The organism is Methylomagnum ishizawai (genome assembly GCF_900155475.1).
Lineage (GTDB): Bacteria > Pseudomonadota > Gammaproteobacteria > Methylococcales > Methylococcaceae > Methylomagnum > Methylomagnum ishizawai_A.
The window spans coordinates 2,047,817-2,059,907 of the sequence record NZ_FXAM01000001.1; the positions used below are offsets into that span (position 1 = coordinate 2,047,817).

General features: G+C 57.1%; 7 protein-coding genes. All 7 read left to right on the top strand.

The genetic code is table 11. The features are described from left to right. Positions 1–98 precede the first annotated feature (98 nt). The 7 genes from B9N93_RS09180 (at position 99) to B9N93_RS09210 (ending at position 11,850) form a co-directional block, all read left to right on the top strand. Positions 99–1,355, top strand: a complete 1,257-nt coding sequence (locus B9N93_RS09180; RefSeq protein WP_085212935.1) for a glycosyltransferase family 4 protein — start codon at positions 99–101, stop codon at positions 1,353–1,355. Then, a complete protein-coding gene (locus B9N93_RS09185; RefSeq protein WP_085212937.1) occupies positions 1,352–3,067 on the top strand; it encodes a type I secretion system permease/ATPase in 1,716 nt (571 codons plus the stop codon). The genes B9N93_RS09180 and B9N93_RS09185 overlap by 4 nt, the downstream gene beginning before the upstream one ends. Before the next feature lie 196 nt (positions 3,068–3,263). Continuing rightward, on the top strand, positions 3,264–4,577 hold the full coding sequence (locus B9N93_RS09190) for an HlyD family type I secretion periplasmic adaptor subunit (protein WP_085212939.1): 1,314 nt from the start codon (positions 3,264–3,266) through the stop codon (positions 4,575–4,577). A gap of 111 nt (positions 4,578–4,688) precedes the next feature. Further along, on the top strand, positions 4,689–5,519 hold the full coding sequence (locus tag B9N93_RS09195) for a calcium-binding protein (RefSeq protein WP_085212941.1): 831 nt from the start codon (positions 4,689–4,691) through the stop codon (positions 5,517–5,519). A 127-nt stretch (positions 5,520–5,646) separates the two neighbouring features. Then, the gene (locus B9N93_RS09200; RefSeq protein ID WP_085212943.1) at positions 5,647–9,624 is read left to right on the top strand and encodes a glycosyltransferase; all 3,978 of its coding nucleotides are present in this window, start codon (positions 5,647–5,649) and stop codon (positions 9,622–9,624) included. Between the two features lie 82 nt (positions 9,625–9,706). Then, the gene (locus B9N93_RS09205; RefSeq protein WP_085212945.1) at positions 9,707–10,669 is read left to right on the top strand and encodes a hypothetical protein; all 963 of its coding nucleotides are present in this window, start codon (positions 9,707–9,709) and stop codon (positions 10,667–10,669) included. Positions 10,670–10,731: 62 nt separating this feature from the next. Further along, positions 10,732–11,850: a glycosyltransferase family 2 protein gene (locus B9N93_RS09210; protein ID WP_085212947.1), complete on the top strand. Its 1,119-nt coding sequence runs from the start codon at positions 10,732–10,734 to the stop codon at positions 11,848–11,850. Positions 11,851–12,091 lie beyond the last annotated feature (241 nt).

The window sequence follows — 12,091 nt, forward strand, 5'->3', positions numbered from 1 at the left end:
GGCGGGGTGCCGGGCCTTCCCTTGCGGGGTTTCCCTGCGGCGGGCAATCGATCCTCTTCCTCCCGAGGGGGGATTTCCGAGCGGTTTAAGGTGTGACGATGAAGCTACTCTTCATCCATAAGAATCTTCCCGGGCAATTCGAGCATTTCATCCATGTCTTGGCGCAGGAACCCGGCAACGAGTTGGTCTGCATCTGCCAGGAATTCAAACCCCAGCAATACCGATTCAAAGGGCTGAGGGTCGAGACCTACCAGGGGGGAGCCCATCTGGGGGGGGTGTCCAGCGAATACCTGTATAGTAGCGAGCAGGCCATCGCCAACGGCTTGGCGGTGGCGGCCAAATTGACCGACCTCAAGCGCGATGGCTTCGTACCGGATATCGCCCTCGCCCATCTCGGCTGGGGCGAGTCCTTGTATTTCAAGGATATTTATCCGCATACCCCGCTGGTGGGGTATTGCGAATTTTACTATCATGCCAGGGGCGTCGATGCCGACTTCGACCCCGATTTCCCGCTGGGGCTGAGCGATGCCTTCCGCATCCGTACCGCCAACGCGACCAAACTGCTGGGGCTGGTGGGCATCGACCTCGGCGTCAGTCCGACCGAATGGCAACGGAGCCTGTTCCCCCCCGAGTTCCAGCGCAAGATCACGGTCGTCCACGACGGGGTGGACACGGTCCGGATCAAGCCCAATCCGAACGCGGCGTTCCGCCTGCCCAACGGCCAGGTGTTGACCCGCCAGCAGCCGGTCGTCACTTACGCGACCCGTAACCTGGAACCCTACCGGGGTTTCCCCGTGTTCATGCGGGCCGTGGCCGAGATCGGGCGGCGGCGACCGGATTGCCAGTTCGTCATCGCCGGTGGTGACGAGGTCAGCTACAGCGCCCATCCGCCTGCGGCGGGAACCTACCGTGAGCAGATGTTGCGCGAGTTGAGTTCCGCCATCGACCCCAAGCGCGTCCATTTTGTGGGGCGCCTGCCTTTCGAGGAATATCTGAAGTTGTTGCAAATCTCTTCCGTACACGTCTATCTCACCGTGCCCTTTGTGTTGTCCTGGTCGTTGTTGGAGGCGATGGCGGCGGGTTGCGTCGTCATCGGTTCCAATACCGCGCCGGTGCGGGAGTTCCTGAAACATGGGGTCAACGGCCTGTTGGTCGATTTCTTCTCCCCCGGCGAGATCGCCGATATGGTCGACCGGGTGCTGGAAAACCCCCGCCGCGACCGCGAGTTGGGGCTCAAGGCCCGCGCCGATATGAGACGGCGCTATGACGTGGCGGAGTCCATCCGCCGCTACCGCGAGTTGATCGATGGGGTGTTGTCCAATCATTTATTGTTCGTGGGGGATGCTGTGCTATGACGCCGCGCGAGGTCGTATCGAATTGCCGGGGCTTCTTTTTCTACCTGGCCATTTTCAGTTTCGTGGTCAACCTGTTCGCGCTGGCGACCCCGCTCTACATGATGACGGTGTTCGACCGTGTCCTGACCAGCAGGAGTAACTCGACCCTGATGGTCATCACCTTGATCTTCATGTTCGCGCTGGCGATCCAGGCGGTGCTGGAATCCTTGCGTTCGCGCTTGTTCAAGCAACTGGGGGATACCATCTACTCCAAGCTGCGGCAACCGGTGTTCGATACCATCCTGCGGTTCAAGCGGCAGGGTGAGGGAGATAAACACGCGATGGAGGATTTGGATATCATTAAAAACTTCATGTCCGGTGTCGGGCTTAAAGCTGCTTTTGAAATCCCCTGGATACCGGTGTTCCTGCTGGTGCTGTGGGCCTTCCATCCGGCCTTGTGCATGATCGCCGTGGGAACTTCCGTTGTGTTGTTCGCCCTGACCTGGCTGGAGGACGTGATCACCTCCAAGAACCAGAAGGAAGCCAACCTCAAGCAGCGCGAATCCAACGACCTTATGGGGCATATCCTCAAGAACGCCGAGGTGGTGGGGGCCTTGGCGATGCAGGAGAACGTGCAGTCCCGTTGGAGCAAGGTCAATGATCAATACCTCGAACAAGCGCGTATCACCTTGCAACGGGTGGGCACCATCATCAGCGTGTCTTTCTTCGTCAAACAGGTGCTGCATATCTTGGCGATGGGGACCGCCGCCTATTTGGTGATCAATGTCCAAGGCGTCACCAGCGGCGTCATGATCGCTTCGACCATGCTGATGGGCAGGGCCATTTCGCCCATCCTGAACGTACTGGGGGCGTGGCGTTCCTTTTTGAACTTCCGCCTCTCTTATGCGCGGCTTGAAGAATTGCTGAAGGACCGCTTGTGGATGAACGAGGGCCTGCGCCACGCGCCGCCCGAAGGCCACCTGTCCGTGGAAAGTCTGCTATTTTTTCTGGACCGGGATCGCACGATCCTGAACGGGGTGAATTTCAAACTGGAAGCGGGCGAAGTCTTGGGCGTGATCGGCTCCAGTGGTTCTGGTAAATCGTCCTTGGCGCGTTTGATGGTGGGCATCTACCAGCCCAGCGACGGCTCGGTGCGCTTGGATGGTGCGGATATCTTTCATTGGGCGCAGCATGGCTTGGGGGAACACATCGGCTATCTGCCCCAGGAGCAGCAATTGTTTCCGGGCAGCGTGGCCGAGAACATCGCGCGGATGGGCGACGCCTATGGCAAGGTGGCGGATGTCGTGCAGGCGGCCAAGCGGGCCGGGGCGCACGACATGATCCTGCGCCTGCCCAAGGGCTACGATACCGATATTGGGGTGGCCGGGAACAAACTGTCGGGTGGGCAAAGGCAATTGGTCGCCTTCGCCCGGGCTTTGTTCGGGCGGCCCCGCTTCATCGTGCTGGACGAACCCAACACATTCCTGGATGGTCAATCCGAATTGGTTCTCCTGGCTACGGTCCGGGATTTGAAGGCGGAAGGGGCGACAGTGGTGATCGTCAGCCACAAACCCAGTTTGTTGCAGGATGCCGATAAAATCCTGGTGTTGGGTCAGGGCAAGCAGTTGATGTTCGGGCCGCGGGAAGAGATCATGCGCCGGTTGGGGCATGTGAGCGGCGTGGTTGCCCCGGCTTCGGAAATCCCGGCCCTTGGAAGCGGTATCGCCGCCTAAGTGGGCGGTGCGCCTTGGATATGGCGGCGGCTCCCCGTACAATCAGATACAAACCTATCCGGTCCGGGCTATCGCTTTTGGATAAACTGTGATGAATCGGAAGTTGCCAGGGGTCGGTGTTGATTTTTATTGAACAATGCGTTCCCTGCGGTTTGGGGGCGGCTTTCATCGAACTCAAGCGATTTCCTAAGCTTTTATGTTGACTGTTACCTTTGACGAAACCGGGGAAGCCAGCCGCATCGTGCGGGTGGGGATGTTCATCATCATTTTCTTCGTCGGCGGGTTCGCCGCATGGGCCTTCATGGCACCGATCCAGGGAGCTGTGGTCGCCGAGGGCATCATCAAGATCGAAACCAAACGCAAAACCATCCAACATCTGGAAGGCGGGGTGATCCGGGAAATCCTGGTCCACGAAGGTCAATATGTGAACCAAGGCGATCCCTTAGTGATATTGGAAGATGCGGAAGTCAAGGCCAATCTGACTATCCTGCATGATCAGCTCAACGCGCTCTTGGCCAAGGAGGCCCGGCTCCAGGCCGAGCAAAGGTTCGCGGACAAACTGGAGTTTCCCAGCGAGCTTTTGGCTAGCCAAGACCCCAAGGTCCGGGAAATGTTGACCAATGAGAAGACTTTATTTCTTTCTAAGAAAAAGAGCGTTGACGAGCAAATCGCGATAACCCGTCAGGAAATGGTCGAAGTTTCCCGCGAAGCCGAAGGGTATCAATTAGAAGTCAAAGAAACCGAGCGCAGCATCCGCTTGAAAGAAGAACGGGTAGCTATGGGGGAAGCGCTAAGTTCCAAGCAGTTTGTCGATAGAAGCACTTATATGGGTTGGCAAGAGGCGCTGGCGGATATGCGGGCAAATCTGGGCCAGACTATAGGTAAGCTAGGGGCTTCCTTACAAGCGCATAAGGAATTGGAGTTGAGGATCATCAATCTGCGCAATGAATATATCAGATTGGCAGATGATGAATTGAAAGAAACCAAGAGTATTATTTTTGAATTACAGCAGAAAATCCAGCCGGCCGAGTTGGCGGTTCAACGCTTCCGTGTGATCGCCCCTAGCGATGGGCAGGTGATAGACCTGAAAGTCTCGACTATTGGTGGGGTGATCAGGCCCGGCGATGCCTTGATGGACTTGGTTCCTAAGCAACAGGAGTTGCTGATGGAGGTTAAGGTCATGACCAAGGACATTGAATTGGTTCATGTGAATCAACATGCGGATATACAATTATTAGCCTATAATAGTCGCACGGTTCCCCATATCGCTGGTACGGTTATATACGTGTCGGGCGATGCCCTTGAGGATAAATCCAATCCTAGTGCGCCCTATTATTTTCTAGCCCATATTAGGGCCGATGCGGACATGCTTAAGGATCTTCCCGAAGTTTCTCTGGCACCGGGAATGCCCCTTAGCGCATTCATCCAAACAAAGTCAAAGACTTTTTTCGATATCATCTTTAAGACCTTCGAGGAATCTGTCTCTAGGGGCTTGCGCCAAGAGGCTTGACTACTACATTATATAAACTGGGTAAACAGTCCTTGATGGAGTGTTTGTGACCTCGGCTTTATTGAACAACATTTGGAACGGCTTCAACGACACACTTAAGAGGAACTCATCATGGCATCAGAAATCGGCGGCGCACAGCTGAACCTTCATATCGGTAGTTCGGGGAGTACCCCTAACAACGACACCCAGTTCAACCAAATCAGCACGTTCTTCCACGGGTTCTACGATAACAGCATCTTCAACACCACCACCGATCAAGGTGGCTTCCAGCAGAACGTCGTTACCGACCTTGGCAGGACGTTTATCGTATTCGGCGACCAGGGTACTGGTACAACTGCCAACTTCGCCGGCAGCGGTGACGGTGCGGTCGGTACTGGTCAGGATACCGCCATCAAAGCCGGTAACGGTGACAACGACATCATCATCACCGACAACAGCAACCATGCTGCCAACCTCGGCAAGGGTAACGACTTCATCCAAAACACTGGCACCGGTGCTGTCACTGTGAAGGCTGGAGCAGGTAATGATGCCGTGGTCGGTGGGGCTGGCAATGACAACATCAATGGCAACAAAGGGAATGACTTCCTACAGGGTGGGGCTGGTAATGACACCATCAATGGTGGCAATGGTGCCGATACCCTTGTTGGCAATGCCGGCAACGATGTAATGAGCGGTGGGAAAGGGCACGATGTATTCCTTTTCAGCAACGAGACCACCGGCAACGATACGATCAACGATTTCAAGAAGGGCGATATCTTGCAAATTGCTGATCGTAATGACGATGGTAGCATTAACACCTCGGGTGCCAATGCCGATGTTACCATCACGCAAGATGGTAAGGATACTGTCCTGACCTTCACCAATGGTGACAAGATCACCTTGAAGAACGTCGATTCCAACGATCTGAGCCAGGATAACCTTAACGGGCAATTCCACCTCTAATCCGTTGTTATTTCAACGGTGAAACCCCTTAAGTAGCTTCCTATTCCAAAGGAAGCTACTCTTCGTCAAGCAAACGGCTGGGGAGGCCATCGTGCCCCCCACCATTGCGCAAGTCTCCTAATCAGCGATGACCTCGATACAGACTTTACAGATTCATGCTTACGACGACTTATTGATTCTGTATTGGCGGCGCGAGGCTAAGATTTCAGGTCAGATCAATGTGTTCTTGGACGATATTCCCATGGGCAAGCCCATCTTGGGGATGGAGTTCGTAGACCGCCCCGATTATCTCTTGGTCGCCTATCAACCGGGCTTGGCGCAACACGGGAACTTCCGTGTCCGGATCGCCGATGCCGAAGCCCGGGTTTTGGCGGAAGCGGAATGCGCGAAAGCCCTGCCACTTCCGAAAAAGTGGTTGGCGACCTTGTCCCCGGCAAACCGTCTGCGTTTGGAAAACATCCTGATGTTGCGGGTCGCTAAATCCTTCCCCACCCTGGGGATGGTGACCAGACGTAAAATAGCGCTCGCTTTGGCCGATATTCCCCTCACCTGTCTATCCGGCCCGGATGGGTTGTTTTATGCCAGGCTGCCTTGGTCCGCTGCGACAGGGATGGGTCTGATGGATGTTTCATTGCAGATGTTGCCAGCGGCGAGGTCCGGCAATTTTCCCGAGACCATGAAGGCTTTGCTGGAGGGCGGATTCCTGCATTTTTTCTCCCGGTCGCTGGCTCCCTATTGGCGCCGGGATCGGGTATGGATACTGGAGGTGGGTGAAACCCGCCATGCGCCGTTCCAACTTCCTGAACTGCCCCCGATAGAACACCAAACTTTGGGCGATTGGTTGGGCGCTATTTTCGCGGGCTACGAGGGTGAAAAAACCGTCCTCAAAGGTTATGCGGTCGCGCTCTTCGGTCCGCGGTTAGGCGATACCCTGGCGACCACCCCTCAACGCGATACCGTCCGTTTGCTGGGCAAAGTCGAGGGTATCCGGGCGGGCCGGGTTTTTGGGTGGGCTTTCCATCCCGACCGACCGCACCATCCCGTCAAATTGGCCGTGACGGTGGATGGCGACAAGATCGGCGAAACCCAGGCCCACTTGCCCCGGGTCGATAGCGAATTGCGGGCCTATGGCAATTGCGGTTTCGTTTGGCAACCGGACGAAGATTTGTTGAACGGAGCCACCCGCCAATTCAGATTCCACTGCTTGGAGACCGGCAACGAATTGCAAGGCAGCCCGATCCAATTGGGCGGCGGGGAGTACGATGGCGATTTCCGCCTGGAAGAGGATGGTTATTTGGTGGGCTGGGTGCGCGAAAGATGCGCTTCCGCCAAGAACCAGCGTCCGTATTTGCGCCTCCTGATCGACGGGGAACGGGAGGGCGAAATTCCCGACGGCCAGATCGGCTTGGCACAGGCCGATGGCCGTTATGATTTCCGGGGAACCCTGCCGGATAAGGTGTTCGATACCCAGCCCCATTCGATCCAAATCGAGGTGGTAGGCAAAGCGGGGCGGCCCAAGCGCCTAGGCCAGGCGCTTAAAATCCAGGCCGGTTATCGCGGTTATGTCGATACCACGGGCGTCGAGCGGGTCAGTGGTTGGGTGGTCAATACCAGCGCCCCCAACCGCCCGGTAGCCCTGGATTTGTTCGTGAACGGCCTCCATACCGCCGTCATCAAGGCCGACCAGGTCCGCCCCGATATCGCGGAACAGCCCGGCAGCCGTAGTGGTTTCGAGTTCAGGATACGCCCGCAGAGCTGGGAATGCGCTAGCCTCACCTTGGACCTGCGCTTGGCCGGCACCGAACTCCGGGTACTCGGTCCGAGCATCGTCTATACCCCTTACGATATTGCCCTGCGTTCGCTGACCACCCTCGCCGAGATTTTGAACGACCGTTCGCGCTGGCAAAGCTTGGCGGGCGGGTTGGCTTTCGACGAGGATGTCACCACTTGGCTGCGTACCCAAATCATCGCCAAGGCGACGAACGAACTGCGCCGGGCCAAGCGTATCCCTGGCCGGATCGATCTACAACTCGCTTCCCTGGTCAAGTTGCCCGGCCACCACGAACGCCAGCCCATCGTGGACGTGATCGTGCCGGTTTACCTGGGACGGGAAGACGCGCTGCGGTGTATTGCCGGCGTATTGGCCACCCGTTGCCAAACGCCGATGGAATTGGTGGTTATCAACGATGCCAGCCCCGATGCCGATTTGAGCGCTGAACTGAGGAACCTCTCCCAGGCGCGGCGTTTCACCTATCTGGAAAACAAGGACAACCTGGGTTTCGTCGGGACCGTGAATCGGGGGATGCGCTTGCATCCAGGTCGCGACGTGGTTTTGCTCAACTCGGATACGGCGGTGGCGGGCGCTTGGCTGGACCGCTTGCGGGGAGCCGCTTACCATTCGGGAAACATCGGCACCGCCACGCCCTTGTCCAATAACGCCACGATTTGCAGTTTCCCCGGATTTTGCCGGGAAAACCCGATCCCGCCCGGCCTTTCGGTCGAGCGTTTGGATGCCTTGTTCGCGGAGTCCAATCCTGGACTGGTGGTGGATATCCCCACGGCAGTGGGTTTTTGTATGTACATTAAACGCGACACTTTGGACGAGGTCGGTTATTTCGACGAGGCTCAATGGGGTAAGGGCTATGGCGAGGAAAACGATTTCTGCCTACGTGCCGCCACCTTGGGATGGCGGCATGTGGCGGCTTGCGATGTATTTGTCGAGCATGAGGGCGGGGTTTCCTTCGCCGAGAACAAGAAGGACCAGATTCAGCGCAACCTGGCCAAGCTGAACGGGCTTTATCCTGATTATGCCGCGACCATCCAGCGTTTCATCGTCCAAGACCCGATGGCACAGGCGCGTAATCCGGTTTCCAAGGCCTTGCTGCGGGAACACGCTCCGCGCTATATGCTGTTCGTGATCCATAGCCTGGGCGGCGGTACCCAAAGCGCGGCGGATTACTTGGCGGCGGGTTTGGCGCGGGAAGGCGTGCCGGTGCTGGAACTGATGTCGATAACCGCCGAACGCTGGCAATTGGTTTGCCACGGGTTGCCCTATACAATTCATTATCGGTATCCAGAGGATTGGGCGCGGCTGATCCAGGACCTGCGCGATCTCCGCGTTTGGCATATCCATTACCATCAAACCATGCATTATCCCAAGCGCATTTGGGAATTGCCCCGCCTGTTGGGAACGGCCTACGATTTCACCGCGCACGATTACCTGCCGATTTGTCCGCGTATCAATATGATCGACGAAACCGGCTATTACTGTGGCGCGTCGCAGTTCACCCCGGAAGCCTGTACCCGTTGTGTGAAGCTCAATGGCTTGGAACACGACCTCGACGATAAATACGCGGAGTTCGGCAGCGATGTGGGTGCGTGGCGGGCTGTTTATGGCGAAGTCCTGGGCCAGGCCCGCCGGATTTTCGCGCCCAGCGAGGATGTGGCGCAGCGTTTCCGCGAGCATTTCCCGCTGTCGAACCTCCGGGTCTTGCCGCATCTGGAACCGCGCTGCGAAATCCCGGCGGTACGCCAGGGCGAACCCTATACCGTGGCGGTCATCGGCGCGATAGGCGTGCATAAGGGCAGCGATATCCTGCTGCGCTGCGTCCGCAACGCCGAAAAGGAAGGCCTGCCCTTGAGGTTCGTGATCATCGGCTATACCGGCGATGACCAGGCGTTCAGCCGGTTCGGCAATGTGTCGATCTATGGCGCTTATCAACGCGAAGACCTGCCGCGCCTGATCGAGGCCAGCCAAGCCAGGATCGCCTTATTCCTGAGCCCTTGGCCTGAAACCTATTGTTTCGCCTTGTCCGAGGCCTGGCAGAACGGACTCTATCCCCTGGCCTTGGATATCGGCGCGGTCGGCGAACGGATACGGTGCACCAAGGCCGGTCGGCTCCTGCCGTTGACCGCCAGCCCCCGGCGCATCAACCGGACACTGATGAAGCTGTTCGAGGCCGAACCCGCGTTTCCTGCGGCGGTGGCGCTTGGCTGGGAGCCTCCCGAAATACTGAAAGATTATTATGATTTGAGCGCCGACGTCGCCATGGGAACCGCCGAAACCACCCTGGGGGTGGCGAAGCGGGCCATCGGCGGTGGCTGAGCGCAACGGGGGTGGGACCGCCTATGTTGTTCCCGAACCCACCCAACGCCGTGCTGCGTAGCCCAACCCATCCGGAAGCCCGATGAGTCTCAAGGATATTTTTAAGGCTTTTCCGTTTTCCAAAGGGAAAACCAAGGACAAGGCCGTCCCTTCCGAACCCCCCCCGCCGGAAATCCCCCCACCCTCGCCTTATGCCGAATTGCTGGAAGCGGAAATGGCGGCGTCCATCTCGGCCGCACCCCAGGCTCCCTTGCGGATCCGCGATGTATTCCTGCTGGATAACCTGACGGCCAAGCCGAAAAGCACGGTAGGTTTGCTGTTCCAAAATCCGGGCGTGGCGGTCATCAGGGACCCCTACCGGGGCAGTGTCGGACGCTTGCTGCCTTGGCGGCTTGACGGCGTATCCTTCGCTTTGTATGGGGATTGGTTGGGGGTCGGAGTCGAGTCCATCGGTTTTTTCCACCGTCCCAGCCGGTACTTCTTCCTGTGGCGTAGCGATTCCATCGGTGAACCCGAGATACAGTTCCCCTTCGGTCCCCATGATTCCAATTGGATACCGCTGGCCGGGGATTGGGATGGCGATGGCCTCGATGGCGTGGGCTTTTACGATCCCGACCGCAGTGTATTCATGCTGCGGAACCAACTTACCGCGCCCGCTTTGCCCGAACTCGAATTCGCATTCGGCAGCCAGGGCAAGGGCTGGTTGCCGGTCGCCGGGGATTGGGATGGCGACGGTGTCGATGGCATCGGTTTGTTCGACCCCGCCACCGCCACTTTCTATTTACGCGACACTTTATCGGAAGGGCCGTTCCAGCATAAATTGCGTTTGGACCGGATCGGCCCTGGCTGTCGGCCCATCGCCGGAGATTGGAATGGGGATGGCGTCGATGGCGTCGGATGCTACGATGGTTCCAGTGGCACTTTCTATCTCAGGAATGCTTTGAATGATGGCGAACCTGAGGAGTTCTTTAAATTCGGTCCCCATGAAATCCCAGGAATGCCGTTTAGCGGTCGATGGGTATTGCCGGAAGGATCGCATAAATAGATGCTGGATACTTGGTTGATGATGGAAATCCGGGACGGGTGGGGCCGGATGGGGCGGTGGCAATGAGCGGGTTACAGGAATATCTGGGCTTGGCCCGATCCGCCTTGCAAGCCGGTCGCTGGGAAGAGGTGCCCCGGCTTTATGGCGAGGCCACCGAGGCCATCCGGCAGGATGCGCAGATGAAGGAAATGTTGGCCTACGCGCTGTTCGTGATGGGCCGGTATGCCGAATTACTGAATATCGAGGGCATCGACCGCGATAGCCGGATGTGGGTGCTGTCCCAGGATTTGGCGGGGAGCGACCTTGCCGGACAGCATCGTTTGGTATGGTACGGCCCGCCCCTGCCGCAAGTCGCTTATGTGTCGATGGTCAAGGACGAAGAAGATATAATTTTTATCAACTTGCTATGGCATTATAGTTTGGGGTTCCGTAGGTTCGTGTTGATCGATAATCTATCGACCGACAACACCCGGGGGGAAATCGGATTTTTCGCCGCAACCTTCAAGGATGCCGTGGTCATCGTCATGGAGGATCCCATCGTCGGGCATTTGCAGTCCGAGTTCACCACGGCGGGATTCCGGGTCGCTTGCAGCCTGTGGCCCGAGGTAGCCTGGGTATTTCCCATCGATGCCGACGAGTTCCTCTGTGCCGAAAAACCTTTGGGCGGAATACTGGCGGTCGTTCCGGAAACCGTAAATGCGCTACTATTGCCCAAGGCGCAGTACGCGCCCACCCGCGAGTTTTATGCGTTGGAAAAACAGCAACCCATGTTCCGGCGATTCCGCTACCGGGAGCGCCTTTCCCACAATTCTTCCAAGATTGTGGTCAGAAGCCATCCGTTTTTGGAGATAGGCCAGGGCAACCATGTGGCGACTTTTCGCGGTCAGGATATAAAATCCTATGCGGGAGGTTTACGGCTGGGCTTGCATTACCGCGAATATTTCCTACGCTCTCAGGAACACGCGAGGAAAAAGGTGATCAATGGCGGGCGAGCCATCGAAGCCGCCGAGGCCATGGGCAAGAAGGATGTAGGCGGGGATCACTGGAAGATATGGTATCGGATTTACCAGGAAGGAGGGGAGTCGGCGATCATCTCGATATTCGAATCCCACCACCGGCACGTTAAGGATTTGATCGACGATCCTCTGCCCATGGGTTCGGTGGTTAGCCGATGGTTATAATTCAACTAGGCATCTGAGCTTGGCGAGGTTTATATTTTGGCCTTGCCTATACTATCCCGCATGGATCGCCCTCGTGTTGATTTCCGCTTCGGTGCCTGGAAGGGCAGAGCGGGGATGGGTTTCCCCGGAAAATTTTAATTAGGACTATACGGTTAGGATCGGCGCTAACGGATGGGATATTCGCGCGTGTCCTTCCGGTTCGTCCTTGGGTTTTGAATACAGAGCGTACATTCGGGTAATG